This is a genomic window from Desulfurispirillum alkaliphilum (genome assembly GCF_055378285.1).
Genome location: NZ_AP042405.1, coordinates 1,389,343 through 1,415,177, shown reverse-complemented (window position 1 = coordinate 1,415,177; position 25,835 = coordinate 1,389,343). Strand labels below are relative to the sequence as shown.

Below are 25,835 nucleotides of genomic sequence, written 5' to 3'. Positions count from 1 at the left end.
CTTCCGCCGAGGAGAGAACATGCTTTTCCCGAAATCCGCCCCCTGGCTGGGCATTGCCATACTGTTCGCGGCCTTCTTCCTCTTCAGCGCGTCGGCGATTCACCGCGCTTTCACAGGGGTCAGCGCGGTCACCGACCCCCTTTACTACCAGCACGGCCTGAAATACTACGAGAGTGTGGCGGAAAAGCGCATGGCGGCAACGCTTGGCTGGGTAGCGACGGCAGAGCTGGCGGGTCGCCAGCTGTCCATAACGTTGCGGGACGGCACAGGAGCCGCCCTGGAGGGCGGCACTGCCCGTCTGGAGCTCGCCACCTCCCAGGGGGAAATGGAACTGGCCCTTGAAGCTCATCCCCAGGGTGCATACGAGGCCGCACTGCCCGCCGACCTGTCGGGGGAAGTGCACCTGACCTTCAGTTTCGCCAGGGATGAAAGCCGCATCAGCCGCAATTTCCTGGTGCATCTCGGTGAGTAATTCCCGCTGCTACCACTGTGGCGACCCCAACCCCGCCGGTGCCCCCATCTGCCACGAGGAAAACGGCCAGCGCTTCCTCTTCTGCTGCCACGGTTGCCGCAGCGCTTTTCTTTTGATTCGCGGCGCGGGGCTGGAGCAGTTCTACCAGCAGCGCCAGTGGGACGATGAGGGTCTGCCCGCAGGGGCTTTCGATGAGCGCTACAGCGCCGAATACCTGGAGCGCCACACAACTGTGGAACCGGACGGCCAGCGCAGCATCAGTATTTTTGTGGAGGGCATTCGCTGCGCCACCTGCGTGTGGCTGGTGGAACGCATGCTGCTGAAAATTCCCGGCGTCACCCAGGCCCGCCTCAACTACGGCACCCACCGGGCCAGGGTGGCCTTTGATCCCGAACGCACCAGCGCCCAGACGATTTTCCAGACCCTGACCCGTCTGGGCTACCTGCCCCGCCCCTACGAGCAGAACCATGTGGAGGAGGCGCGTCGCAGGGAACAGCGCTCCCTCGTCATCCGCTTTGTTACGGCGGCCTTCCTCTCCATGCAGCTCATGGGCTACTCCCTGGCCCTCTACGCCGGATACTTCCAGGGCATGAGCGCCGAAGCGCGCGCCCTCATGCAGGTGCTCAGCGCCATCGTCACCACTCCGGTGGTCTTCTATGCCGGCTGGCCCTTCCTGGTGGGAGGCTGGAACAGCCTGCGCAACCGCTCGCCCAATATGGACACCCTTATCTGCATTGGCGTGCTGGCCGCCTACTTTGCCAGCCTGCACGCCATGGTCAGTGATGGGGAAGTGTATTTTGACACCGCCGCCATGATCGTCACCCTGATTCTGGCGGGACGGCTCTTCGAGAATATGGCCCGCAACCGGGCGCTGCAGGGGGTGGAGCGCCTGCTGCGCGTTGCCCCGGCCACAGCCTGCCGCCTGCGGGACGGGCAGACCGAAACGGTGGATACGGCCTCTCTGGCAGTGGGCGATATCGTGCTGGTGCGCCCCGGTGAACGCTTCAGCGTGGATGGAATGGTGCTGGAAGGGCAGACGGAGGTGGATGAATCCATCATCAGCGGTGAACCCCTGCCCGTGCTGCGCGGTGCCGGCGAGCGGGTACTGGCCGGCGCCATGAACCTGAGCGCCTCGGTGCAGGTGCGCGTAACCACCAGCGCCGCCGAATCCTTTATCGCCCGTATCGCGCGGGTGGTGGAAGAGGCCCAGTCCCGCAAGGCCCCTATCGAACAGCTGGTCAATAGTATCTCCCGTGTTTTCGTGCCTATTGTGGTGCTGGTCAGCGCCGGTTCCTTTTCCTACTGGAGCGCCTTCCCCGCGGAGCACACCACCCCCCTGCTGGCGGCGGTGGCCGTACTCATCATCGCCTGCCCCTGCGCCCTGGGCCTGGCCACACCCATGGCCGTACTGGTGGGCACCGCCAGCGCAGCACGGCACGGCATGCTCTTCCGTGGCGGCGACATTGTGGAGATGACCGCCCGCATCGACACCATCGCCTTTGACAAAACCGGCACCCTCACCGAAGGGCGTCCCCGGGTCATTCACGTGGAGCCATTTCCCTCCAGCACTGCGGATGAACTGCTGCGCCTGGCCGCCATGGCCGAACAGGGCAGCGTCCATCCCATTGCCAGGGGCATTCTGGAAGAAGCGCGCCGACGGGAGATCCCCCTGCCCAGCGAGCCCCACAGCAGCACCGCCATTGCCGGCAAGGGCGTAATCTGCCCCACCCGCCACGGCACCATCCGCGTGGGCACTCCCACCCTGCTGGACGAAGGCGGCGTCCCGGTGCCAGGCTCCCCCATAGCGCACCACGAAGGCAGCACCGCTGTCCACGTGGCCCTGGAACAGCAGTACCACGGCGTCATCCTGCTGGAGGACACCCCCCGCCAGGACAGCGCCGCCACCATCGCACACCTGCACACCATGGGAATACGCACCGCCCTGCTGACCGGGGATACCCGGACCGCCGGGCACTCCCTCGCCAAGGGGCTGGGCATTGACGAAGTGCACGCAGAGCAGCTGCCCGCCGAGAAAGCCCAGTGGATCAGCCAGCGTATGGCCAGCGGAAATCACGTCATGATGGTGGGCGACGGCATCAACGATGCCCCCGCCCTCAGCACCGCCCACATCGGCTGCGCCATGGCCGGTGGCACCGACGTCGCCCTGGAAGTCTCCGACATCGTCCTGACCCGCCCCCAGCCCCTGCGCATCGTGGACGCCCTGACCATCGCCCGCCGCATCCGGCGCGGCATCCGCCAGAACCTCTTCTGGGCTTTCATCTACAACGTCAGCGCCATCCCCCTGGCCGCCCTTGGCTTCCTGGCACCCATCCACGCCGCCGCCGCCATGACCATCAGCTCCCTGTGCGTGGTGGGGAATTCATTGCGACTGCGCAGAGAGCAGAAGCAGACCGTTCCCCCCTAAGCCCGTCCGGTGAGTGCGACGCCTGGAGAAGGCAAGCGCTTTCGGAGTGTTGACGCTCACCACATTTCCTGGAGAATTTTCTCGTCACTCTTTACAGTGTGTTGGTACTCGCGCCAGCATTCCTCCCAGAGACGCTCACTTTCGTCCGTGGCTCGAGTCTCTGCCGCTCGCCATCCGGGCTCGCTCTCGGAATACTGGCGCTCCTGCTGAAGAAAACGCAGGGTAGCCGTGAATGGTTACCCCTCAAGTTTCGCATCTTGTTGTCTTAGGTTAAGGTGTTATTATTTTGACAGTTATCGCGCGAAAACTGTATTGATTTTGAATGCTTGACTTATCTGGTATTCCACTTTTTGTTTCCGGATATTGTCCTTTTTGACCGCGCAAAAAGGACGCAAAAACGCGCCCCCCGAACGCCCGTTTTTCCGGATCGTTGGCTCGCCTGTTCTGGAGATCCGGCAGCAGGCTGCTCAAAGAGCCCCATCTGCTGCGTTGCCGGGCATCGCTCGTCACTGCGACGTACAGGGAGTACGCCTCCTTTCTCGCTTTGCCCGCGCCTTGCACCTGGGCCTCTTTGCGTTGCCTGACCCCTGCATCCCTGCAGTGCTGCCGGACCACTCACTTCCTGTGAGTGTCCCTTCGGGTCTTGCCAGCCAGGCGTCGCACTCACCGGACGGGCTCAGGGGGGAATGGCTTTCCTCTGCTTCTCCCCCGTGTGCTGGCCCAGCCAGAACGCGAAGACTGGAACGCGATGGACCCGCAGGGTTGCCGCCACGACGGCGGCAACCGCAAACCCAAAGCCATGGAGGGCGGTTGTTTGCGGTCCCCAGTTCCAGGCAAGCGGGCGGCTGATAAGGACAGCACTGGGGGTCGCTTTTGCGCCACTTTCGGCGACCCAAAAGTGGCAAAAGAAACTCACAAACAAGATGAGGGCAATGTCAAGCGACGCCGTCTGTGCAGAACCATTTTGGCCATCCAACTATGGTATCCAGGTCGGCGCCGACAACCTGCCGCTTCGGGGGTGCGAAACTTCAGCTACTTTTTCTCTTTGTTTTTCTTGCTCCTTCGCGTCCATTTGCGTTCATTTGCGGTTTCATCTGGTATACTCCCCCCATGCCCTACACCTATATCATCCTCATCATCCTCAGCCTCTGTCTTGCCACCGGTGCCTGGCTCATCTTCATCTGGGCTCTGAAACGGGACCAGTTCGACGACATGGAAGGGCCGAAATATCGCATGCTCGATGATGATGACGACAAAAAACAGTCTTGACTTTTACTGTCTCCTGCAATACCAATAGGAAAACTTTCATGCAGGAGCATTTATGGATTTGCGCGTTCTCGCACTGACCTGCTGCCTTGTGGCATCCGGATGCTCACGCGCTCTGGACCTGCCATCACACGCTCCCCCGGAGCAGGGCGATCACCGGCAAATCAGCTACCGCATCAGCAAACTCCACCTGCCCCGGCAAGCCCTTGCCGAGCCACCACCCACAACACTGCCAGCGGTCTCCGGCAACCTGCGCAGCGCCTCTCTGTCCAGCCTGATTCATCTTCTGCTCCAGGACAGTCATATAAACTACATCCTTGAAGATATTCCTGAACAGGATATTGCCTTCACCTTTCCGCGTCCGATGGCGCTCCCGGAGGCGCTGTATGCCGTAGCCACCGCAGCGGGCCTGCAGATAACCAGCCGTGACGGCACCCTGGTCATCAGCAGCAATGATTTCCGTACCTTCACCCTCGACTACCTGGCCCAGGGCGCCGTTCTGCCCGGACAATCCTTCAGCCCGCTCAACAGTGCCCCGGTCTATCTCACGGATTCCGCTCACGCTTCGGAGCGGCAGCGCATATGGAATGTCATTCGCGAAAACCTCAGCAGCCTGGCTTCCGAGGACGGGCGCGTGATCATCAATGACCTGACGGGCACCATCCTGGTAAGCGATAATGCTTCGGCCATGCGCCGCATCGAAGCGTACCTTGACATGGTGCGGCGCCTGTACGACCAGCAGGTGGAGATATCGGTCCGAATCCTGCAGATATCCCTCTCCGACTCCCTCACCATGGGAGTGGACTACTCGGCCCTCTTCCGGGTCAGCGGCAGCGATACCCCCATCGCCTTCAACCTCCACGGCACTGAGGGCCAGGCGGGAGCCAGTCTGGACGGAACCGCAGGCGAACGGGGCGTTCTGGACTACACCGTGGGGGTCCTGAATCCGGGCAAGTTCGCGGGCTTTCTGCAGTTTCTCAGCCTCCACGGCACCGTGCATACCCTTTCCAACCCCACCATCACCACCCTGAACAATGTAACGGGCAATGTGTACTCCATCCGCACCTATCCCTACCAGGTGACAACCACCGAGAGCAGCGCCAATGTCCGCGAGGCTCGAACCTATTTTGAAGATGTGAAGATCGGCGTCAGTCTGACGGTGACACCCAACATTGTGAACAATGGGGATATTCTGCTGGAGGTATTGCCCGTGGTGGGGGAGATTTACGAGGAGAACTTCAACCCCGCTTCCGGTGAACGGGAAAAGCCACAGACCGTGGAACAGGCGATCCGCACCATACTGCGCACCCGCAATAATCACTCCTACTTCATCGGCGGCCTGATCTACGAAAAAAACGTGGAGAGCACCAGCGGCATTCCCGTACTCAGCAGGATTCCCGTGCTCGGGAGGCTCTTCCGCTCCGACCGCAGGGTGCAGAGCCGTCAGGAGCTGGTCATCGTCCTGACGCCGAAAATCATTCCAAGCCTTGACTCCCACAGCGCTGGCCCCGTTGACTATCACAGCACTCCCCTGCATTACGGCCTGCTGGAATACCAGGCTGGCGCAAGAGCTCCCCTCGCCCTGGACGACCATGCCCCGCCACTGACCAACGACGATCTGGCATATTTCTTTCTCCAGCGTGGCCTGGACGCTCTGGGTGCTGGCGAAAACCTCCAGGCGCTCAGCATGCTGCAGTCGGCGCTGGGGTTTTCACCCACCTGCCCGTTCAGCCGCTTCTACCTGGCCCTGGCTCACTGGAACCTGCGTGATTTCAACGAGGCCATCGGCCAGCTGACGATCCACCTCCACCACGCACCCACTGACCAGCTCGCCATCCACAACCTGGGGCTGATGCACTTTCACCAGGGGAACTTCCAGCAGGCGCTGCGACATATGCAGCGCCTGCCCCTGGATCATCCGGCTGTGCAGAACAATCTGGCCATAGTGCATGCCAGCCTGGGTCATCACGACCGGGCACACACGCTGTGGAAAGCTGCCGGAAACTGCGACGCACGCCACAATCTGACCCTTTCCCGGCAAGACGATGATCTGCTGCGGCAGGAGTACCTGGAGCACTGTGTTCCCGAACAGTCTGCCTCCCGTTGAACGCCGGTGAAGCCGTATTTTCCGCCGACAGTCCGCGACATGATTGGCACTTTCTCTTCCATGGGGTAGAAACAGAAGGTCCCGCCACCGGACGGGAATATGCTGAAGGGTTGGGAGACGCTATGGGACTGGAAATTCTCGTGATGTATGTGGCGGTGGGACTGATTGCCGGACTCCTGGCAGGGCTGCTTGGTATCGGCGGCGGGGTGGTGATCGTCCCCCTGCTGGTATGGTGTTTTCTGCGGCAGGGTATTCAGCCCGACCATATCATGCATCTGGCCCTGGGCACCTCCCTGGCCAGCATCATCTTCACATCCATCTCCAGCTTTCTGTCGCACCATCGCCGTGGTGCCGTTGACTGGACCATCGTGCGCCGGATAGTGCCGGGAATTCTGGTGGGAACCTTCCTGGGCACCATGGTGGCCTCGCAGCTTTCCAGCAACTTCCTCAAGGGTTTTTTCTGCCTCTTCCTGTACACCATCGCCACCCAGATCATCCTCAATAAAAAACCGAAGGCGTCACGTCAGCTGCCTGGCAATGCCGGAATGTTCGCCACCGGCTCGACCATCGGGGCCGTATCCAGCTTTGTCGGCATCGGCGGAGGCTCACTCTCGGTACCGTTCATGCTGTGGTGCAATGTCACCGCCCACCGCGCCATCGGCACATCGGCGGCTATCGGCCTGCCCATCGCCGTTGCCGGAGCCATCGGCTACATCGTCAACAATCTCCAGGTCACCGGCCTGCCCGCCTACAGCATCGGCTACGTCTATCTGCCAGCTCTGGCGGGCATTGTCTGCGCCAGTGTGCTGACCGCCCCCCTGGGCGCGCGCCTGGCCCACTCCCTGCCCGTCGATCGCCTCAAACGCTTTTTCGCCATCTTCCTCTATGTGGTTGCCACCAGGATGGCCTGGGAGCTGGTCGCCTGATTCCCTGCGGTGCAATCAGGGGAGCACACGCATTCCCTGGATGCGGCTGATCAGAAGAGCATCGGAGCGGACACTGGAGAGCTCGCGTCCCGGACGCAGCGTGGTGATCACCACGCCTCCCATGATGGCCCGGCCTTCCCGACCCCAGGAGCGGGTGCGCACACCCCAGGCATCGTGTACCGCCATGGGCTGCCCCTCGTGCTCACCGATATAGAGCATGACGTGGCCACGCATCCACAGCAGCGTCATGAAGGGCACCGCGTTTTCCCGAATAAAGCGTTCTCGCTCGGCGGGCTTCATGGCGCTCAGGTCAATGAGATTCTCCTCCACGAAGTGCGCCTGCTGATAGGAGTTGCGGGGCAACCACACCCCGAAGCTGGTAAAAATATCCCGCAGGAAAGCTGAGCAATCGCGGTTGCCATACATCCCCCCCCAGCCATACTTCTCTGCGGCCATGGCATCGGCCACGCGGGCGATATTCTGCGCTGTCAGCGGCAGCGGAAAGGGAGCCATATCCACCGCCGGCACGGAAGCCTTCTCAAGGTGCGCCTGACCGTGAACATCCCGCAGGGCCACCAGCAGAGCGCCATCGCCAGCCACAGGGTACAGCCCGCCCACGCGACCATGGATCATATAGCTCCCAGCCTCATCGTACAGCGGCACCTGGTCGCGAACCATCACCATAAACGGCCCCTGCCGCAGAATCCGACGCTGATGTTCATCCACCAGGGCCACATCCTGAGCCCGCACCCAGCCCCGCACATAGGGTGCCTGCACAAAGAGCCAGTCGCCGGTACGGCTCATGTGCTCAATGCGCACCGGGGTATTGGCAAAAAGCAGGGAGTCCTGCCAGTAATCGAAGGGATACCCCTCTCCCGCACGGGAAAAATCATAAAAGCGCGGCTTGTGGGTGGGGAAGACCCGCACATGGGTTTCGCGCACCGTGATGGCCGCAGCCGAGCGGGAGGGGTAGTGCATGACGTCCATCTCGGCAATCAGGTGCTCTATCCAGGCCGGGTCGTTGGGCAAGCGGTTTTCGCCGTAGCCGGGATTCTTCAGGGCAATCTCAATGCCCCAGAAGGGACTCACCAGTTCGCCCTCCTCATTGTATTCAGCGTGCGGGCCACCGTCCTCCCAGGGAGCGAAATAGAAATCCAGGTACTCGGAAGCGAAGCGCTGCTGTTCGACGGACCCTGCCAGCCGCGCTTCAGAGCCCGCGCCCAGATACGCCTGAACATATTGGGGGTAGCGTTCCAGATCGGCGATAACCACAGGCTGGCGGCCGGCACAACCCCAGGTGGTGAAGAGCAGAAGAAGTATCAGAAGAAGCGCGCGCGTCAAAAACATAAGGGCCCCCGCATGGTGATTCGGTCAGTGCCGGGAGGATACCCGAAAACAAAGCCAAGGTGAAGAGCAGAGAGGTTTTGCAATCGGCGAAGGCATGCGATATTATTCCGGCAACCTGACAAGTACCGGAGTTCCCATGCTGCGACCATCCATCGAAAAAGTTCTGGCCGGAAAGGATCTGAGCCGCCAGGAGGCCAGCGAGGTCTTCAACGCCATCATGGATGGCCAGTGCTCGGAAATCCAGATGGCCGCCTTCCTCACCGGCCTGCGCATGAAGGGCGAAAGCCGCGATGAAATCGTCGCCGCCACCACCGCCATGCGTTCACGCTCCATCCACGTCCCCATCGACCACCGCCGGAACCGTGTGCTGGACACCTGCGGCACCGGCGGCGACGGCACCAATACCTTCAACATTTCCACCACCGTGGCCCTGCTGCTCAGCGCCCATGGCGGCATAAAGGTGGCCAAACACGGCAACGTCTCCAACTCCAGCAAGAGTGGCAGCGCCGACCTCATCCGCGCCCTCGGCGTCCATATGGACGCCACGCCTCAGCATATTGCCACCTCGCTGGAGCAGTGCAACCTGGGCTTTATCTTTGCCGCCAACCACCACCCCGCCATGAAATACGCCGCCCCTGTGCGACGCGGGCTGGGCATCCGCACCATCTTCAATATCCTCGGCCCCCTCACCAACCCCGCGGGCGCGCCCTACCAGCTCATGGGCGTCTTCGATCCCCAGATCCTGGAAACCCTGGCCGAAGTCCTGCTGGAACTTGGCTCCAGACGGGTGGTGCTGGTCAGCGGCATGGATGGCATGGATGAAGTGACCCTGTGCGCCGACACCAAGGTGGTCATCGGCACGGCAGGCGACATCCGCACCATGGAGTTCAACCCCGAGACCATCGGCTTCCACAAGGTGGTCCCCGATGAGATTCGGGGAGACACCCCCGAAGTGAACCGGGACATCGCCCTGGGTATCCTGAAGGGCAGCATCAGCGGCGCGCGCCGGGATATCGTCATCCTCAACGCCGCCTTCGCCCTCTACGCCGCCGAAATCACCGATGACATCCGCGAAGGTGTGGAAATCGCCCGGGGACTGCTGGACAGCGGTAAGGCCTGGGAAGCCTGCCAGCGCTTTGTGGAGTTTAACCGCAGCAGTGAATAAAAGGTTTCACACAAGGCCCGGGAAAAGAGAGGAATTGACCGCAAATAAACGCGAATGAACGCTTATCCAGAAGAATGAAACAGGTCTCTCGCCCGTTCGTTACGCCCATTGGGGACACGAGGAGCGCCAGTATTCTGAGAGCGAGCCACGGACGAAAGCGAGTATCTCCGTGAGGAATGCGGGCGCGAGTGCAGCTACACCGTGAACAGTTACCAGGAAATTGATTTGGCTGACAGTCTCCCTGGCGTTCTCTGCGGCTTTGCGAGAGGAAATTGTCTTTTCGGTATTCGTAAGTCCTGAATGATTCATTCCAGGTTTAACAGGCTGCTGAAAAACCCTCATCTGCGGCGTTGCTCGCAGTCGCGCGTCACTGCAACGTACGGGGAGTACGCTTCATTCCTCGCTCCGCGAGCGCCTTGCACCTGAGCATTTTTCAATTGCCTGCGTATTTTGAGGTATTTCAGCAAGCTGTTAATCATATACTTTTCGAGGGAACCATGCTCACCACCATCCTCCAGCACAAACAACAGGAAATCGCCGACCGCATTCACCAGCTCGATACCTGGAAGGCTCAGGCTGCCGACCGCAGCGACTTCCGCTCCCTGGTCACGGCCATGCACAGCGGAGATATCGCCATTCTGGCCGAGGTGAAAAAGGCCAGCCCCTCCAAGGGGCTTATCTGCGCTGACTTCGATCCCGTCGCCATTGCCCGCGCTTACGAGCAGGGCGGTGCCGCCGCCATCAGTGTCTTGACCGACGAGCGCTTCTTCCAGGGCAGCAGCCCGTATCTCAGCGCCGTGCGCCAGGCCGTCAGCCTGCCTGTCCTGCGCAAGGATTTCATCATCCACCCCTCCCAGGTCTATGAAGCCGCTGCCATCGGAGCCGATGCCATTCTGCTCATCGGCGAAGCCCTGGAAGCCCCCCAGGCCCAGGAACTCTACGACCTGGCAAGCGAAATCGGCCTGGACGTGCTCTTTGAAGTCCACCACCAGGACCAGCTGGTCAAACTGCCCACCAACTTCGGCGGCCTGCTGGGCGTCAATAACCGCGACCTCTCCACCTTCCATGTGGACTTGCAGACCTCCGTCACCATCGCCCACGCTACGGGCCGGGCCGTGGTCTGTGAAAGCGGCATCGGCGGACGAGACGATATTGAATCCATGACCCGTCAGGGCATCCGCATGTTCCTCATCGGCGAATACCTTGTCAAACAGCCGGACCGCGCCGCCGCCCTGCGTCAGCTCATGGGACAGAGCTGACATGACACGGGTCAAAATCTGCGGCATCCGCGACACGCAAACCGCCCAGCACTGCGTCCGGTTGGGCGTCCACGCCCTCGGATTTGTCCACTACCCCGACTCACCCCGCTTTCTCAGCCCCGCCCACACCGCTGCCATCGTCAAGGCGCTGCCCCCCTTTGTGGAAACCGTCAGCCTCGTGGTGAAACAGGCTCCTCGGGAAGCCGCCGCCATGGCCCGCGAGGCCGGCACCAGCATCATCCAGTACTATGGAACCATTGCCCAATACCTGGAGCTGCGCCAGCTCTTTGCCCGCACCATCTTCACCACCGCCGACGCCACCATCGCCCATGAACTCATGAACACACACCCTGAAAGCTGGCTGCTCTTCGACGGCCAGACCCCCCACTATGGCGGCGCCGGCGTGCAGGCCGACTGGAGCGAAGCCGCCCGGCTGGCCCGCCGCACATCATTGATACTGGCCGGTGGCCTGACCCCGGAGAACGTGGCCCAGGCCATCGACACCGTGAAACCGTATGCCGTAGACGTCAGCTCAGGTGTAGAGCGTGAAAAAGGCGTGAAGTGCCCGCAGAGGATTGAGGACTTTGTAAAGACCGTTTACCGAAAACGATAACTGAAGTTTCGCGTCTTGCGGTCTCGGGATATGGTATTATTTTCCTAATGTTTACTACGCGGAAGCAGTATTGATTCTGCATGCTTGACTCATCTGGATATTGTCCTTTTTGACCGCGCAAAAAGGACACAAAAACGCGCCCCCCGAACGCCCGTTTTTCCGGATCGCCTGCTCGCCTGCTCTGGAGATCCGGCAGCAGGCTGCTCAAAGAGGCCCATCTGCTGCGTTGTCGGGCATCGCTCGTCACTGCGACGTACAGGGAGTACGCCTCGCTCCTCGCTTTGCCCGCGCCTTGCACCTGGGCCTCTTTGCGTTGCCTGACCCCTGCCTCCCTGCAGTGCTGCCGGACCACTCACTTCCTGTGAGTGCCCCTTCGGGCCTTGCCAGCCAGGCGTCGCACTCACCGGACGGGCTCAGGGGGGGAACGGCTTGTTTCTGCCTCTCCCCATGGGCTGGACCAGCCAGGACGCCGGAGGCTGTCAAGCTGCTGAAAAGCCCCATCTGCGGCGATGCTCACAAGTGCTCGTTGCAGATGGAGGGCAGTGGGTAACACCGCAGGGGTAGCCTGCTAAAGAAAAACCCCCTCCTGCGATGCAGGAGGGGGTTTTGGTTATGTAACCTTCCAGTTTACTGGGAACGAAAATCAAATACCCTGGGCTTGCCATCACGGGAAGCACCCTGGAATTTGACCTGCTTGCCGGCAGAGGCTCCCTGACGGGCGGGTCGGCTGCCCGCGCTTTTCGGACGAGCGCCTGTGGAGGTTGAGGGGAACGCGCGGGCGCTTTTCGCGGGCTGCGCTCCACTGCGTGCCCGTCCCTGCCCCTGACGGTTATTGCGACCATTCTGGATGGGCTCAGCCGGGATAGAGGGGTCGGGTTCAAAACCCTTGATATGCTCCTGGGGAATGTCACGCTTCAGCAGGCCTTCAATTCCTTTCAGCAGCTGTTTTTCATCAACGCACACCAGGGAGCAGGCTTTGCCGCAGTTGCCAGCGCGGCCGGTGCGGCCGATGCGGTGCACGTAGTCTTCGGGCACATTTGGCAGTTCAAAGTTGACCACGTGGGGCAACTCGTCAATATCCAGTCCACGGGCGGCAATATCGGTGGCCACCAGTACCCTGACCTGACCTTTTTTGAAGTCGGCCAGCGCCTTGGTGCGAGCACTCTGGCTCTTGTTGCCGTGGATGGCAGCGGAGTGAATGCCGTCTTTTTCCAGCTGCTGGGCCAGGCGGTTGGCGCCATGCTTGGTGCGGGTGAAGACCAGCACCTGCTGCCATTTTCCCTCGCTGATAAGCTTGGAAAGCAGCTCACGCTTGCGCTCGCGGTCGACCAGGTGAACCACCTGGTCGACGGTTTCAGCAGCCGTGTTGCGACGGGCCACTTCCACCTGCACCGGATCCTTCATGAAGCTGCTGGCCAGCTCGGTGATTTCGCGGGAGAAGGTGGCAGAGAAGAGCAGGTTCTGGCGCTCTTTGGGCAGCAGGGCCAAAACCTTGCGGATGTCGTGGATAAAGCCCATGTCCAGCATGCGATCGGCCTCATCGAGTACGAGGAATTCCACTTTGGACAGGTCAATACTCTTTTGCTGAACGTGGTCCAGCAAGCGTCCGGGAGTGGCAACCACAATGTCCACGCCACGGCGCAGATTGGCGAGCTGGGGACCCATGGCAACCCCACCGAAGATCACGGCGGATTTCAGGGAGAGGTGCTTGCCATAGGTGCGTACACTTTCCTCTACCTGGGCTGCCAGTTCGCGGGTGGGCGTCAGGATGAGGGCGCGCACATGGCGACGGCCACGAATTTCCTGGCGCTCCAGAATTTCCAGCATGGGCAGGGTGAAGCCGGCAGTTTTGCCAGTGCCGGTCTGGGCACCCGCCTGAATGTCTCTGCCTTGCAGAATGGCGGGAATAGCCTGTTGTTGGACAGGAGTTGGCTGCGTGTAGCCTTCAGCGGCAACGGCACGCAGAATCGGGGCCGAAAGGCCAAGATCGGAAAATAACATATGGAAGAGTCTTTCTGATTATACGCCTACCCAGAAGAGGGTCGGTCTAGGCAAAAATCGGTAAATTACATTCGTTGAACACGAAAGGATCAGGTCGCAGACCGAAATGCGGCAGGAATGCAGAGCTTGTACCACACTTGACCAGGTAATGCAAATGAAAGGCTGCAGAACACTTCATTTCCGCGCAGATTCTTCGTATACTTCTTTTTTCGCAACCTGCTTATCCACCCAGCGACCCGCACGATAAGGAGCCAGACATGCCAACCTATACCGTCACCGCACCCAGCGGCCGCCTCAATGCCGAGCAGAAACAGAACCTCGCCACCGCCATCACCCGTGCCCACCACGACATCACCGGAGCTCCCACCTACTTCGCCCAGGTTATTTTCGTGGAGGTGCAGCCCGGTAATTACTCAAGTTTCGCACCCTTGAAAGAGCATGCTGACGACGCAGTCTTTGATTCTCTGCTGGAATGCAGCGATTTGTTCTACAAAGACAGCAGTGCTTGACTTCAATATCTCGCCGCAGAGCTCATAGACGAACTCAATGTACTGATCGAGATTAAAAAGCACACTGAGTGTTTGCAGCTCGCACTCGGTTTTCTCGAATAGGGTTCCTTTGTAGCGATAGTCTTCTTCTTGTCGCTGCATGATGGTGAACACGATGCTCCTGATCATGCTGATGGTTAAAAAGCAGATATTTGACTCAAAGTTGCGGCACTGGCTTTTGCCAAAGTCCCAGGTGTGCTTGAGCTCCTTAAAAAGCGTTTCTATGGACCAGCGATTGGCATAGGTATCTATAACTTCCTGCTCGCTGTGGTGGGTCAGGGTGCTCAGCAGGATAATAGGCTTGTAGTGGCTGCGCTTGTCTACAGGACGGCAGAACACCAGCTTTACCGGAGTATTGCCGAAGTCTGCTCTTATGGAGCGAACTTCCACCTCCACATTGCGCACGGTGATGACTTTTGCGCGCAGGCTGGGAACAACCGTATTCCAAAGCTGCTGTGTTGCGTAAGGTTTCCCTTGGCAGGTCACCATGATCGTCCTTGTCGCTTTGAGCTGAGCGCAGACGTTGTAGCCGATCTCGTGGTAAATCTTGCCCACCAGTTTGGGATAGCAATACCAGCTGTCAAAGAGTACCGCATCGGCCTCAACTCCCTGGTTCCGGGCTCTTCTCAGCATTTCCAGCACCAGGTCGGTTTTCTTCATTCCCACTTCCATGCGACGTCTTGCTGCATACGAGCGCCCATCAAGATCAGCAGGTTCCAAATGCTCACTGACCCGGTTCGCTGAAGACTTGATGGCAAAGTCCATGGGGATAGTGGAAGTTCCATCGGTGTAGCTCAGGCACGGTATTTCGAAACCCATGGTTGAGCGCTTCTTGCTCTTGTCGAATATCCAGCTCAGGTACTCAATACGCTTGCCGGTCTTTTCCAGCTGGGAGTCGTCAATAGTCAGGTAGCGTCCACTATCCGGATAGTATTTACCCAGGATGCCAACAGCGCGCATGGCAACACACAAAAGCAGTTTGCGCCAGTGAATGCACTGGCGCTGTGCATAGCGGTAGGCAGTGTCCTTCTTCAGGCTGAATACGGAGCCCTGTGCTTTACGCACAAACCTGGCTATCGTGCTGGAGGTAAATACTGCCATAAACAGGGAGACAAAGACCTTCACCCCATCTTCGCCCTGCTGCTTGTTCATGCCACACTTCCTGGCCAAACGCTGAAAGTCCAGCATGCGCAAAACCCGTAATACTTCGAACTGTTCAAGAAGACGCGCTTGCAGTTTTTCATCACTCAGGGTAACTTTTGCCATTGATGACCTCCTGTGGCTTGGATACTCGTTTTGTGTTAACTCAAGTATACCAAATTGCGGGGGTCATCGCTAGTTAAATGCTAGCTTTTAAAGACCTTGCGCTAGAATCAAAGGATGCGAAACTTCAGTAATTACTTTGTGGGCGGCGCCCCCCTGGCCCACGACCAGATCTTCATCCACGGACAGATCCGCGCTGGCAGAAGCGAGGAAGACAAACGCAAACTGATTGAAAAGATTCTGCTGGTATGCAGCCCCGCCGCTGCTGCTCCCGCCAGTGCCCTGTGGGTCTATCTGGTGGATTTACCCGCTGCCCAGATGGCCGAATTCGGACACATCCTGCCAGAACCGGGCCAGGAGGCCCAGTGGTCAGCCAGTCTGCCCGCTGCCGATCGCCAGCGCATGGAGGCTGTGGGGAAGACTGCTCAGTGAAATGGATGAAGCAAAAGCTGCACGATGCACCAGTGGCACCCGTATACATCCGGTATCTCATTTAAAATACCAAAGGTATTGACAGCACAACAACCAGCGCACATACTTTCGGTATCTTTAAAACATACCACTGGAGATCGCCATGCAGTCGCCCTTTGCCCACGATCGCCTGCCACGCGTCGAAGAGTTTTACGGACGCTCCCGTGAGCTCTCCCGCATCAACCAGGCAATCCACCACAGCACCAACCTTCTGATTCACTCCAAGCGCCGCATGGGCAAAAGCGCGTTGATTCGCCATGCGCTTGCGCAACAGGCAAATGACACTCTGTGCCTCTACGCGGACATTTTTCACATAACCTCCAAAGAAGGCTTTGCCCAGGCACTGCTTGATGCCCTGGCATCTGCCCACAAAGGCGATCTCAAATCCACCATCAAAAAGTTGACATCACTCCTGAAGCGAGTGCGGGTTGAACCAGCCATAGATCCCCACACGCTGGAGTACACCATTCGGCCTGTTGTCGCGACGCTCAGCTTCGAGGAAATGCTGGCCGACTTTATGGCGGGCATTGAAACCATTGCCCAACAACAGCGTATCGCCGTAGCCATTGACGAATTCCAGCAGATCGCCACCATAGGCGACGTCCGGCTCGATGCACTGCTGCGCTCTCACATACAGCAGCACCATAACATTACCTGGATATTCCTTGGCTCCAAGCGCCACCTCCTGACTTCACTCTTTGAGTACAGCGCTCCACTCTACGAAATGGCCACCCACGTTGAGCTCCCCCCGCTCTGCCTGGACGAGATTGAAGCCTACGCAACCCGGCATCTGAACATCGAGCGGGCACAGATCGAACACGTGTATACCCTGGCCGACGGTGAAACCAAACTGTTACAGAATATTCTCCACCTGCTCTACCTGGAAAGGGAACACCCTGTCACACCTGAGAGTATTGACCGGGCCCTGGATGAGATTATTGCTTCCAAAGACGCCAGCTACCGCATGCTCTTCGACACCCTCAGCCAGAATCAGAAAACGGCCCTCAAGATTGTCGGAAAACAGAAGCGGGCTGTCTATAACGCCTCAATCCTGCAGGAACACCACATCAAGAAGCAAACCCTGCAATCTGCCATAGACGCACTGCTGGGCAGAGAAATACTCGACCGTGACGGTGACCGCTACTTTCTGCCCGATCGCACCCTGGAGCTCTGGGTGGAAAGGCTCTCACCTGTATAGCCAGGAAACAAACTCAGGCAACACAATATTTCGGACTGCTGGTTTTTTGTCTCATCATCCGCCTGCCAAGCCAATTCAGTACCTGCAGCATACCCAGCACGGTCAAAATGACTACTACCAGCAGTACACTCATGGCAGCAGCGCTCTGGGTGCGTCCTTCATTGAGCAGCTGCAGGATGGAGACGCTGGCCAGACGCACGTGTGGCGATACCAGAAAAATAACGGCACTGATGGTCACCATACTCTGAATAAACAGATAGCTGATGGCGGCCAGAAAACTCTGCCAGTTCAGGGGAAAAATGACCCAGGCGATGGTGCGGGTTACTCCCGCCCCCAGACTTCGCGCGGCTTCGCTCACCGAGGCGTCCAGTTGACGCAGGTTGGCAAGGTGTACCAGAACCGCAAAGGTCAGAAAGTGCACCATATTGGCAACCACCAGGATACTCGCTGTACCCGTCAGCTGCAGAGGAGCCGTATTAAAGGCGAAAATGTATCCGATTCCCAGAACCAGTCCGGGTATGGCGGCGGGCAGAAAAATGGCGAAACTCAGCAGGCGGGCGAAAATCCCCCGCACAATCAGAAAAGCTACCAGGAAAGTAATGGTCGCTCCCGTCAGGGCGCTGATCACAGCCACTTTCAGGCTGGTCCAGATCGGGCTGAGGCCACCCACCGTGGGGAACTGATAGTGCTGCAGGGAAAAGCGATATTCATAGCCCCAGGCGTGCACCAGTGAGGCGGCAACCAGAGTACCATAAATAAGTACGATAGCGGCACTGATAGCAATTACAAATGAAGTGAAGAGCGCCTGGGAGGACCAGCGCAGGCGGCCACTGTAGGGTCGTGCCCTGCCACTGATGCTGCCAAAAGTCTGCCGGGAAAAGTACCGGTCCATGACAAAAGCCAGCAAAGCGGGAATCAGGAGCACCATACTGACCGCTGACGCCATGGGGAAGTCGGAAAGGCCGATGAACTGACGGTATATCTCTGTCGCCAGCACCTGGTAGTCGCCACCGATGGCTGCGGGGTTGCCGAAGTCGGTGATCACCAGGCTGAACACCAGAAATGCAGCGGCGGCTATGCCGTAGCGAGCACCAGGCAAGGTCACGTGCCAGAAAGTGCTCCAGGAACTGTGTCCCAGACTCTGGGCAGCCTCTTCCAGGCTGGCATCACCAGCCCGCAAAGCAGCATAAAGAATCAGAAAAGCCTGGGGGAAAACGTAGAAGACTTCCGAGCAGATAATTCCCGTCGCGCCGAAGATCCCGTCCCAGCGAAGTCCCAGCAGCTCCCGGGTGATAAATCCGTTGCGACCGAAGAGAAAGATAAAGGCCAGGGCCTGGACAAACGACGGGGCAATCAGGGGCAGCAGAGCGATGGTGAACCAGAGGGGACGCAAGGGCACCCGTGTGCGACTCAGGGCATAGGCGTAGAGAAACGCCAAGGTCACCGCAATCAGCGTACTCATCACCGAGACGTACAGACTGCGCCACAGCGCTCGCAGGGTGCGCGGTTCCTGAAAAAAGCTGCGATAGTGCTCAAAGCTCAGGGAACCCTGACTTCCCTGCAGGCTGCGCCAGAATATTTCTACCACCGGCCACAGAACAAAGATGCACATGGCTGCCAGGCAGAAGGCTCCGGTGCCATAGAGGAGCAGGCGATCAAAACGCGATTCACCATGGCTCATTACGCCTGGCCTTTCCGGGGATAGACCCGTATGGCTTCCTTCGGCAACCGCAAGACAACTTGTTGCCCTTCGCCAAACGCCAGTATCCGTGCCTGGGCCTGGGGAATCTCCACGTGCAGCTGACTGGCGCTGCTGCCGTTTCCGGCGTCCACGGTAAGGCGCACCACCGACCCCAGGGCGCACACCTCCCGGACGCTGGCTTTCACCCTGTTCTCAATTGATCCGGCATATTCCGGTGGCAACAGTTCAATCTCTGAGGGGCGAATCCCCGCCAGGATCTCCCGGTTATTTACTGGAATGTTGTCAGCGCGCAGCATGTAGCCACTCCAGTGGATTTTCTCCTCTTCCACAGTGGCATGGAAAAAATTCATCTGCCCCACAAAACCCGCCACAAAAGGTGTTGCCGGGAAACGGTAAATATCCATGGGCCGCCCCAACTGCTCTATACGCCCTCTATTCATGACCACCACCCGATCGGAGAGTTCCATGGCTTCTTCCTGGTCGTGGGTGACATAGATCATGGTGATTCCCAAAGCGCGCTGCCACTGGCGTATCTGCTGGCGCAAATGTACCCGTATTCTGGCATCCAAAGCCGAGAGGGGTTCATCCAGCAGGAGGACGCGCGGCCCCGGTGCCAGGGCGCGCACCAGGGCTACCCGCTGCTGCTGACCACCTGAGAGCTGGGATGGGTATTTGGAGGCATGAGCCTGCAGGTCAGCCAGCTCGAGCATCTCGGCAACCCGCTGATGGATGGCCTGCCGGCTCCAGCGCCGTGAGCGCAGTCCGAAAGCAATATTCTCCCGCACCGTCATATGGGGAAACAGGGCGTAATTCTGGAAAACGATCCCGAACGGTCGCTTCTGGGGTGGCTGGTGATGGATATTCTGCCCTTCCAGGCGGATGGCCCCACTGCAGAGCCCCTCAAAACCGGTTATCATGCGCAGCAGAGTCGTCTTGCCGCAACCGGAAGGTCCGAGGAGAGTCAGTAGCTCCCCCCGGACCACCTGCAGGTCGATGTTGTCGACGGCGTTTACCGCGCCATAGGCACGCCTGACGCCATCAAGCTGGAGAAATGGTGGACTGCTTTGTGTCGACATGGTGTGCTTATCTGGCAAAGCGCCTGGTCCACTCACGCACCACCGCGTCCTTGGTCTCTCCTACCTTATTGAAATCCATGGAGATGAGAGGAATATCCCCAAGCTGAGGCAGCTTCTCAGAAGTGGCAATGCCTTCCATGGTGACACCGGCTTTCATGACGGCATAGGACTTCATGGCATTCTCACTGATGGCCCAGTCAAGAAATCGCTTGGCTGCTACCGGATTGGGGCCACCCTTGACCAGGGCGTTTGCTTCCAGTTCATAACCAACGCCCTCTTTCGGGAAGATCAGCTGCACGGGAAAGCCCTGATTGGCCTGAGACTGGATGCTGAGCACCAGGGAGAGACCGACGACAGCCTCACCAGAACCGGCCAGACGAGCGGGAGCAGAACCGCTGGAGGTGTATTGACGGACATTGCTGTTCAGCTGCTCCATGTACTCCCAACCTTCCTTTTCGCCGAAAATGCTGAGCCAGGAGTTCACGTGGACGAAACCTGTCCCCGATTCTGCAGGATTGGGCATAACCACAAGTCCGCGATAGCGCGGGTCGGTCAGATCTTTCCAGGATGTGGGCAGAGGAAGTTTCAGATCATGTAATTCACGGGTGTTGATCGCGACACCACCAATATACATGGTCATGCCATACCAGAAATCCTGATCGCTTTTGAAACGTGCCGGAATGCGACGGGCATCGCGGGGGCGATAGGGCTCCAGAATGCCTTCTTTGGCCAGCGGATCAAGGGCGGTTGCCGCCGTTCCCCAGATAAGGTCGGCCTGGGGCGAACGGGATTCCGCTTTCACCCTGGCCGCCAGCGCACCTGTTGAAATACGCAGTACCTGAATGTCCAGATCTGGCAGGGCCGCACGGGCTGCTCGCATATACGCTTCAATTTCCTCGTTTTCCAGGGCAGAGTAGACCACAACACGGTTACTGGCTTGGGCTGATACTGCCAGAAAAACTCCCAGGACAAGAACCCCAAATAATTGACGCAACATAAGCTCTCCTTTTACTGCTGATATTTATAATTGCAGTACATGTTTCTCAGATAATCGCGTGGCGTACGCGGGCCGAAACCCATTCGCTGGCCAGTACGGTGACGAAGATGGCAATGAAAATCACGGAAACCTGGGACCAGGCCAGGGAGTTGACCGAAGCCATGAGCTGCAGGCCGATGCCGCCAGCTCCCACCAGTCCAAGCACGGTGGATTCGCGGATGTTGATATCCCAACGGTAGACGGAGATACCGGCAAAGGCGGGCATTACCTGGGGCACGATGCCATAGGCCATGACCTGCATCCCATTGGCGCCAGTGGCGGCAATGGCTTCCACCTGGCTGGTGTCAATCTCTTCGATGGCTTCGTAGAGGAGCTTGCCAATGAAGCCGATGGAGCGCAGGGCGATGGCGATTATGCCTGCCAGCACCCCGGGGCCGACGATGGTCACCAGCAGCATGGCCCAGATGAGGGAGTTGATGGAGCGCGAGGACACGATGACCATCAGGGCCGCTGTGCGCACCATGGTGTGGGGAGTGGTGTTGCGGGCCGCCATGAAGGCCGTGGGCACGGCCACCACGATGCCCAGCAGAGTGCCCAGGGTGGCAATATTAATGGTATCCCAGAGGGGCTTCCACAGCCTTTCCATGTAGGTCCAGCGGGGCGGAATCATGCGACTGAGCAGGTCGGCCCCCTGCTGGGGCGCGTCCAGGGCGAAGAACCAGATGGTCTTGTCGGAAATGATCTGCCAGCACCAGAGAAAGAGGAAGACCCCGAAGAACCAGCAGGCCCACTGGGTCAGCTGCTGGCGACGATTACGGTGTTTCCAGATTCTGCCATCGGCAGTGGTAATTACGGGCATTACTGCAACCTCTTGCGCACGAAGCTGGAAAAGTATTCGGTCATCAGAACGATGCCGATGATAATCAGCAGAATGGCGGCGGCGGTATCGTACTCGTAGCGGTCAAAAGCCGTGTTCAGGGTAGCACCGATGCCACCGGCACCCACGATGCCGATGACGGCCGCTTCGCGGAAGTTGATATCCAGGCGGTAGACCGACAGGCCAATCAGGCGCGGCATGACCTGGGGCGCAATGCCGTAGCAGACCATCTGCAGCCAGCTGCCGCCGGTGGCGCGAATGGCCTCCACCTGGGAACGGTCGATATCCTCGATGTCCTCGGCCATGAGCTTGGCCATGAAGCCGATGGTGGCAAAGGCCAGGGTGATGACACCCGCCAGGGGGCCGAAGCCGAACATGGCCACGAAGAGGATGGCGATGATGATTTCCTGGAAGGTACGCGAGATGGAGATAATGCCACGACAGGCGATGTAGATGGGCAAGGGAGCCACATTGCGGGCTGCCCCCAGAGCGATGGGAACGGAGAGAGCCACGCCGATCACCGTGGAGGTGAAGGTCATGGTCAGGCTTTCGATCATGCCGTCCACAATGTCACCCCAGCGGCTGCTGAAGTCGGGACGGGCAAAGGAAGCCACAAAGGCCAGTCCGCGTTCCAACCCTTCGTAGACTCGTATCCAGTTGATATCCACACTGGCAGTTGCCAGCAGCAGGTAGAGGAGAATACCCCCATAGAGCCCATAGCGCTGCCAGGGATTGGCGATAAAAGGCTTTGGTTGCCAGGTGCGATTGCTCATCAGTTCATGTTCCCCTAACAGGCTGCTGAAAAAACCCCATCTGCGGCGTTGCCCGCTGTCGCTCGTCGCTGCAACGTACAGGGAGTACGCTTCACTCCTTGCTTTGCGGGCGCCTTGCACCTGTAGGTTTTTCAATTGCCTGCTTATTCTGAGATATTCCAACAAGCTGCTAAAAGGCCAGGCTCTGCTGGGGCAGAAAGCTGGCCTTGCTGGGAACCGGATCATCCTCTTCGTCATCCAGACACTGGATGGAGGCGTTCCAGTCCTCTTCACCGTAGATGCGGGTCAGGGCATCGGCGGTCAGCTCCGCCGGAGAGCCGTCAAAGACAATTTCTCCCTGGCGCAGCCCCACGATGCGGGCGGCGAACATCTGGGCCAGGGCCACGTCGTGAATATTGATGACCGCTGCCAGACCCTTCTCGCTGCACAGTTCACAGATCAGGCGCATGATCTGGCGCGAGGTTTTGGGGTCCAGGCTGGCGGTGGGCTCGTCCACCAGCAGAATATCGGGATCCTGAATCAGAGCGCGGGCGATGCCTACCCGCTGCCGCTGCCCCCCGGAGAGGGCGTCGGCACGCTTGTCGGCGAAGTGGTCCAGGCCCACCCGCTCCAGCAGGCCAAAGGCGGCGTCGATATCCGCCTGGGGATAGCGGCGCAGGAAACTGCGCCAGAAACCCACATAGCCAAGGCGTCCTGAAAGGACATTTTCCATTACACTCAGGCGCTCCACCAGGGCGTACTCCTGGAAGATCATACCCATGCGACGACGCTGCTGACGCAGAGCTGCCGAGCCAAGGGCGGTCAGCTCCGCATTCCCCAGGGTTATTCGGCCATCGGTCGGCTCCACCAGTCGGTTCACGCAGCGGATCAGAGTACTTTTGCCCGCTCCCGACGGCCCGATCAGGGCCATGACCTGCCCCCGGGGAACGGCGAGCTTGACCCCTTTCAGGGCCAGATCGCCGGTGGGATAACGTTTGACGAGACCTTCAATGTACAGCATGGCGTTTACCGGCAATCGTAGGTGACACCCATGGCCTGATCTATGGTGCGGATCACGGCCCAGTGCTCTTTATAGGTGATGGGCAGGAACTGGCCCTCGTTGGCAAATTCTTCCTGCAGAGCGGAGCCTTCCCAGTCGAAGGTGAAGAAGGCTTCCTTGACCTTGGCCGCCAGATCGGGGTGCAGGTTGTACACGTGGCCGTACCCAGTGGTGGGGAAGGTCTGGGAGCGATAGATCGTCTTGATGCGGCTCTGATCCACAGCGCCGCGATCCAGCATGCGCCCCAGAACGGAGTTGGCAATGGCGGCGGCATCGTAGTCGCGGTTAGCTACGCCCAGGATGGAGTTGTCGTGGCGACCGGAAAAGGCCGTCTTGAAGTCCTTATCGGCCTGCAGGCCAAATTCTGCTTCCAGCAGGGCTGAAGGAGCCTTAAAGCCGGAGTTGGAGGTGGGAGAGGTAAAGGCCAGGGTGCGGCCGCGCAGGTCTTCAATGCGCTCAATACCACTGCCGGGATAGGTGATAATTTCCATCTCATACCCGTAGGAACCATCCTTCGCCGACATGATGGCAAAGGGCACAAAACCGGCACAATTGACGGCAATTGGGTTGCCGCCAGTGTTGACACCAGCCACGTGCAGGCGTCCAGCCCGCATGGCTTCATACTGGGCCGCGTTTGACTGAACGGGGAAGAACTGGACACGCTTGCCGGTCACCTTCTCCATGTGCTTGATAAAGCCATCCCACACGCGGGCGTACACCGAGGGATCCTCAACGGGGGTGTAGGCGAAAATCAGGGTGGAGGGATTGACCCACTCGCGGGGATTGTCGGGCAGGTCAGCCACCAGGTCGCCATTGCGGTCACAGAAACGCTCGCTGAGCTGACCCCGTGGACAGTCCTGGGCCAGGGCACTCAGTGTTGCTAAAACAGAAAACACCAGGAACAGCATGCTGCGGAATACATATTTCATCGGAAGCACCTCATTCTTTTTTTATGGCCGTCAGCGACACTCGTATTTCACGCCCATGGCCTCGTCAATGGCACGTACCACTGACCAGTGCTCTTTGTAGGTGATGGGGATAAAGCGTTCCTGCTGGAAGGGAGCAAACTCCTGCTGCATGAGTGTGCCTTCCCAGTTGAAGGTGAGAAAGGCTTCCCTGACCTTGGCGGCCAGGTCGGGATGCAGGTTGTACACGTGACCGTACCCGGTGGTGGGGAAAGGCTCTGACTCGTAGATGACCCGGATGTCGTCCATGTTGATCACACCGCGGGCCGCCATGCGCACCATGATCTCGTCGGCGATGGCAGCGGCGTCATAGTCCCGGTTGACCACGCCCAGGATGGAGTTATCGTGCTTGCCCGAATAGGCGGTTTTGAAATCCTTGTCGGCCACCATGCCGTACTCCTTTTCCAGCAGGGCCGATGGAGCCTTGAAACCGGAGTTGGAGGTGGGGGAAACAAAGGCCATGGTCTTGCCGCGCAGGTCATCCAGGGTGCCTATGCCACTGTCGCGGTGGGTGATAAAGGCCATGCGATAACCGTAATTTCCGTCCTTGGCGGCCATGATGGTGAAGGGAACAAAGCCGGAGCAGTTCACAGCCACGGGCACGCCACCCGTGTTGACACCAGCCACGTGCAGGCGTCCGGCCCGCATGGCTTCATACTGAGCCGCATAGGACTGCACCGGGAAAAACTGGACGCGCTTGCCGGTCACCTGTTCCATGTGCTTGATAAAGCCGTCCCACACGCGGGCATAGACGGAAGGGTCCTCGACAGGGGTGTAGGAGAAGATCAGGGTGGAGGGGTTGATCCAGTCTTTGGAATCAGCGGGCACATCGGCCACCATATCGCCATTGCGATCACAGAAACGTTCACTGAGCTGACCACGGAAGCAGTCCTTGGCACTGGCACCACCCACAAGGCTGAAAACAATCAGGAAAAGTGTGACCATGGTGCGGCCTCGCATAAATAGGTTCATAGTTCACCTGCGCAGAAAAAATACGCGCCGAATGCGGGGCCGACACCCGATGAATCCATACCCACGCAAGGCAGATTGCTGTTGTGCGTAGGTGGACCCGACAGGGCTTGACCCTTTGTCGGAAACGTTCCGGAATCGGCAACTCCCTGCCGTCCTCAGTGAGCGACTATGCAGAAACCAGCAGCGGGAAGCATTAAGGGAATGTGCGGAAAACGTAAAAGAGTGTGCCGCCAGGGTGGAGAGGAAAAAAACTTCCGGAAAAAGGATTTATTGAAGTTTCGCACCTTGTCGCCTTAATTTAAGACATTCTTGTCCTGATGTTTACCACGCGGAAACCGTATTGATTTTTCATGCTTGACTCATCTGGTGTTCC

The 25,835-nt window shown here is 59.0% G+C and carries 22 protein-coding genes; 11 read left to right on the top strand and 11 right to left on the bottom strand.

Annotated elements, in window-relative coordinates; all coding sequences use genetic code 11:
• Window positions 1–19 precede the first annotated feature (19 nt).
• The 5 genes from ACZ46I_RS06435 (at window position 20) to ACZ46I_RS06415 (ending at window position 7,196) form a co-directional block, all read left to right on the top strand.
• Entirely contained in the window at window positions 20–472 is a 453-nt protein-coding gene (locus ACZ46I_RS06435; protein ID WP_464281818.1) for a FixH family protein, read from the top strand.
• Entirely contained in the window at window positions 465–2,897 is a 2,433-nt protein-coding gene (locus ACZ46I_RS06430; RefSeq protein WP_464281817.1) for a heavy metal translocating P-type ATPase, read from the top strand. The genes ACZ46I_RS06435 and ACZ46I_RS06430 overlap by 8 nt, the downstream gene beginning before the upstream one ends.
• 1,110 nt (window positions 2,898–4,007) lie before the next feature.
• Window positions 4,008–4,166 (top strand): cbb3-type cytochrome oxidase assembly protein CcoS, encoded by a 159-nt coding sequence (ccoS, locus tag ACZ46I_RS06425; RefSeq protein WP_013506750.1) that lies wholly within the window; start codon window positions 4,008–4,010, stop codon window positions 4,164–4,166.
• 52 nt (window positions 4,167–4,218) lie between these two features.
• On the top strand, window positions 4,219–6,270 hold the full coding sequence (locus ACZ46I_RS06420; RefSeq protein WP_464281816.1) for a tetratricopeptide repeat protein: 2,052 nt from the start codon (window positions 4,219–4,221) through the stop codon (window positions 6,268–6,270).
• A 122-nt stretch (window positions 6,271–6,392) separates the two neighbouring features.
• Window positions 6,393–7,196 carry a sulfite exporter TauE/SafE family protein gene (locus ACZ46I_RS06415; RefSeq protein ID WP_013506752.1) on the top strand — a complete coding sequence of 268 codons (804 nt, stop codon included), beginning with the start codon at window positions 6,393–6,395 and terminating at the stop codon, window positions 7,194–7,196.
• A gap of 15 nt (window positions 7,197–7,211) precedes the next feature.
• Here ACZ46I_RS06415 and ACZ46I_RS06410 read toward each other — a convergent pair whose 3' ends face one another.
• On the bottom strand, window positions 7,212–8,543 hold the full coding sequence (locus ACZ46I_RS06410) for an SH3 domain-containing C40 family peptidase (RefSeq protein ID WP_013506753.1): 1,332 nt from the start codon (window positions 8,541–8,543) through the stop codon (window positions 7,212–7,214).
• A 94-nt stretch (window positions 8,544–8,637) separates the two neighbouring features.
• On the opposite strand from ACZ46I_RS06410, the gene trpD reads away from it, so the two are divergent.
• The 3 genes from trpD to ACZ46I_RS06395 all read left to right on the top strand — a co-directional run bounded on the left by trpD (window position 8,638) and on the right by ACZ46I_RS06395 (window position 11,580).
• Entirely contained in the window at window positions 8,638–9,708 is a 1,071-nt protein-coding gene (gene trpD, locus ACZ46I_RS06405) for an anthranilate phosphoribosyltransferase (RefSeq protein WP_083806032.1), read from the top strand.
• Between the two features lie 497 nt (window positions 9,709–10,205).
• Window positions 10,206–10,967: an indole-3-glycerol phosphate synthase TrpC gene (gene trpC, locus ACZ46I_RS06400; protein ID WP_013506755.1), complete on the top strand. Its 762-nt coding sequence runs from the start codon at window positions 10,206–10,208 to the stop codon at window positions 10,965–10,967.
• 1 nt (window position 10,968) lies between these two features.
• Window positions 10,969–11,580 (top strand): phosphoribosylanthranilate isomerase, encoded by a 612-nt coding sequence (locus ACZ46I_RS06395; protein ID WP_464281815.1) that lies wholly within the window; start codon window positions 10,969–10,971, stop codon window positions 11,578–11,580.
• A 627-nt stretch (window positions 11,581–12,207) separates the two neighbouring features.
• Here ACZ46I_RS06395 and ACZ46I_RS06390 read toward each other — a convergent pair.
• Window positions 12,208–13,581 (bottom strand): DEAD/DEAH box helicase, encoded by a 1,374-nt coding sequence (locus ACZ46I_RS06390; RefSeq protein WP_226507967.1) that lies wholly within the window; start codon window positions 13,579–13,581, stop codon window positions 12,208–12,210.
• A gap of 257 nt (window positions 13,582–13,838) precedes the next feature.
• Here ACZ46I_RS06390 and ACZ46I_RS06385 point away from each other — a divergent pair, with 257 nt between their 5' ends.
• The gene (locus tag ACZ46I_RS06385; protein WP_464281814.1) at window positions 13,839–14,090 is read left to right on the top strand and encodes a tautomerase family protein; all 252 of its coding nucleotides are present in this window, start codon (window positions 13,839–13,841) and stop codon (window positions 14,088–14,090) included.
• Here ACZ46I_RS06385 and ACZ46I_RS06380 read toward each other — a convergent pair.
• Window positions 13,995–15,395, bottom strand: coding sequence for an IS4 family transposase (locus ACZ46I_RS06380; protein ID WP_464280369.1), 1,401 nt, complete (start codon window positions 15,393–15,395; stop codon window positions 13,995–13,997). The genes ACZ46I_RS06385 and ACZ46I_RS06380 overlap by 96 nt on opposite strands.
• A gap of 114 nt (window positions 15,396–15,509) precedes the next feature.
• Here ACZ46I_RS06380 and ACZ46I_RS06375 point away from each other — a divergent pair, with 114 nt between their 5' ends.
• Complete coding sequence (locus ACZ46I_RS06375; protein WP_464281813.1) at window positions 15,510–15,824, top strand: hypothetical protein; 315 nt, start codon at window positions 15,510–15,512, stop codon at window positions 15,822–15,824.
• Between the two features lie 142 nt (window positions 15,825–15,966).
• Window positions 15,967–17,061: an AAA family ATPase gene (locus tag ACZ46I_RS06370; RefSeq protein WP_464281812.1), complete on the top strand. Its 1,095-nt coding sequence runs from the start codon at window positions 15,967–15,969 to the stop codon at window positions 17,059–17,061.
• 13 nt (window positions 17,062–17,074) lie between these two features.
• Here the strand turns inward: ACZ46I_RS06370 and ACZ46I_RS06365 are convergent, their stop codons facing one another.
• The 8 genes from ACZ46I_RS06365 to phnD (ACZ46I_RS06330) form a co-directional block, all read right to left on the bottom strand.
• A complete protein-coding gene (locus ACZ46I_RS06365; RefSeq protein ID WP_464281811.1) occupies window positions 17,075–18,742 on the bottom strand; it encodes an ABC transporter permease subunit in 1,668 nt (555 codons plus the stop codon).
• Window positions 18,742–19,839 (bottom strand): ABC transporter ATP-binding protein, encoded by a 1,098-nt coding sequence (locus ACZ46I_RS06360; RefSeq protein WP_464281810.1) that lies wholly within the window; start codon window positions 19,837–19,839, stop codon window positions 18,742–18,744. The genes ACZ46I_RS06365 and ACZ46I_RS06360 overlap by 1 nt, the downstream gene beginning before the upstream one ends.
• A 7-nt stretch (window positions 19,840–19,846) precedes the next feature.
• Window positions 19,847–20,836, bottom strand: a complete 990-nt coding sequence (locus tag ACZ46I_RS06355) for an ABC transporter substrate-binding protein (RefSeq protein WP_464281809.1) — start codon at window positions 20,834–20,836, stop codon at window positions 19,847–19,849.
• A gap of 46 nt (window positions 20,837–20,882) precedes the next feature.
• Window positions 20,883–21,695 carry a phosphonate ABC transporter, permease protein PhnE gene (phnE, locus tag ACZ46I_RS06350; RefSeq protein ID WP_013506763.1) on the bottom strand — a complete coding sequence of 271 codons (813 nt, stop codon included), beginning with the start codon at window positions 21,693–21,695 and terminating at the stop codon, window positions 20,883–20,885.
• On the bottom strand, window positions 21,695–22,486 hold the full coding sequence (phnE, locus tag ACZ46I_RS06345; protein ID WP_041726084.1) for a phosphonate ABC transporter, permease protein PhnE: 792 nt from the start codon (window positions 22,484–22,486) through the stop codon (window positions 21,695–21,697). The genes phnE (ACZ46I_RS06350) and phnE (ACZ46I_RS06345) overlap by 1 nt, the downstream gene beginning before the upstream one ends.
• 169 nt (window positions 22,487–22,655) lie before the next feature.
• On the bottom strand, window positions 22,656–23,486 hold the full coding sequence (gene phnC, locus ACZ46I_RS06340) for a phosphonate ABC transporter ATP-binding protein (protein WP_013506765.1): 831 nt from the start codon (window positions 23,484–23,486) through the stop codon (window positions 22,656–22,658).
• 5 nt (window positions 23,487–23,491) lie between these two features.
• A complete protein-coding gene (gene phnD / locus ACZ46I_RS06335) occupies window positions 23,492–24,454 on the bottom strand; it encodes a phosphate/phosphite/phosphonate ABC transporter substrate-binding protein (RefSeq protein ID WP_226507973.1) in 963 nt (320 codons plus the stop codon).
• Between the two features lie 30 nt (window positions 24,455–24,484).
• Window positions 24,485–25,450: a phosphate/phosphite/phosphonate ABC transporter substrate-binding protein gene (gene phnD, locus ACZ46I_RS06330; RefSeq protein ID WP_425481179.1), complete on the bottom strand. Its 966-nt coding sequence runs from the start codon at window positions 25,448–25,450 to the stop codon at window positions 24,485–24,487.
• Window positions 25,451–25,835: the final 385 nt, after the last annotated feature.

Coding starts and splice junctions, on each gene's coding strand:
- ACZ46I_RS06435 (WP_464281818.1), top strand. CDS start 20: ATGCTTTTCCCGAAATCCGCCCCCTGGCTGGGCATTGCCATACTGTTC.
- ccoS (WP_013506750.1), top strand. CDS start 4,008: ATGCCCTACACCTATATCATCCTCATCATCCTCAGCCTCTGTCTTGCC.
- ACZ46I_RS06420 (WP_464281816.1), top strand. CDS start 4,219: ATGGATTTGCGCGTTCTCGCACTGACCTGCTGCCTTGTGGCATCCGGA.
- ACZ46I_RS06415 (WP_013506752.1), top strand. CDS start 6,393: ATGGGACTGGAAATTCTCGTGATGTATGTGGCGGTGGGACTGATTGCC.
- ACZ46I_RS06410 (WP_013506753.1), bottom strand. CDS start 8,543: ATGTTTTTGACGCGCGCGCTTCTTCTGATACTTCTTCTGCTCTTCACC.
- trpD (WP_083806032.1), top strand. CDS start 8,638: ATGCGATATTATTCCGGCAACCTGACAAGTACCGGAGTTCCCATGCTG.
- trpC (WP_013506755.1), top strand. CDS start 10,206: ATGCTCACCACCATCCTCCAGCACAAACAACAGGAAATCGCCGACCGC.
- ACZ46I_RS06395 (WP_464281815.1), top strand. CDS start 10,969: ATGACACGGGTCAAAATCTGCGGCATCCGCGACACGCAAACCGCCCAG.
- ACZ46I_RS06390 (WP_226507967.1), bottom strand. CDS start 13,581: ATGTTATTTTCCGATCTTGGCCTTTCGGCCCCGATTCTGCGTGCCGTT.
- ACZ46I_RS06385 (WP_464281814.1), top strand. CDS start 13,839: ATGCCAACCTATACCGTCACCGCACCCAGCGGCCGCCTCAATGCCGAG.
- ACZ46I_RS06380 (WP_464280369.1), bottom strand. CDS start 15,395: ATGGCAAAAGTTACCCTGAGTGATGAAAAACTGCAAGCGCGTCTTCTT.
- ACZ46I_RS06375 (WP_464281813.1), top strand. CDS start 15,510: ATGCGAAACTTCAGTAATTACTTTGTGGGCGGCGCCCCCCTGGCCCAC.
- ACZ46I_RS06370 (WP_464281812.1), top strand. CDS start 15,967: ATGCAGTCGCCCTTTGCCCACGATCGCCTGCCACGCGTCGAAGAGTTT.
- ACZ46I_RS06365 (WP_464281811.1), bottom strand. CDS start 18,742: ATGAGCCATGGTGAATCGCGTTTTGATCGCCTGCTCCTCTATGGCACC.
- ACZ46I_RS06360 (WP_464281810.1), bottom strand. CDS start 19,839: ATGTCGACACAAAGCAGTCCACCATTTCTCCAGCTTGATGGCGTCAGG.
- ACZ46I_RS06355 (WP_464281809.1), bottom strand. CDS start 20,836: ATGTTGCGTCAATTATTTGGGGTTCTTGTCCTGGGAGTTTTTCTGGCA.
- phnE (WP_013506763.1), bottom strand. CDS start 21,695: ATGCCCGTAATTACCACTGCCGATGGCAGAATCTGGAAACACCGTAAT.
- phnE (WP_041726084.1), bottom strand. CDS start 22,486: ATGAGCAATCGCACCTGGCAACCAAAGCCTTTTATCGCCAATCCCTGG.
- phnC (WP_013506765.1), bottom strand. CDS start 23,486: ATGCTGTACATTGAAGGTCTCGTCAAACGTTATCCCACCGGCGATCTG.
- phnD (WP_226507973.1), bottom strand. CDS start 24,454: ATGAAATATGTATTCCGCAGCATGCTGTTCCTGGTGTTTTCTGTTTTA.
- phnD (WP_425481179.1), bottom strand. CDS start 25,450: ATGCGAGGCCGCACCATGGTCACACTTTTCCTGATTGTTTTCAGCCTT.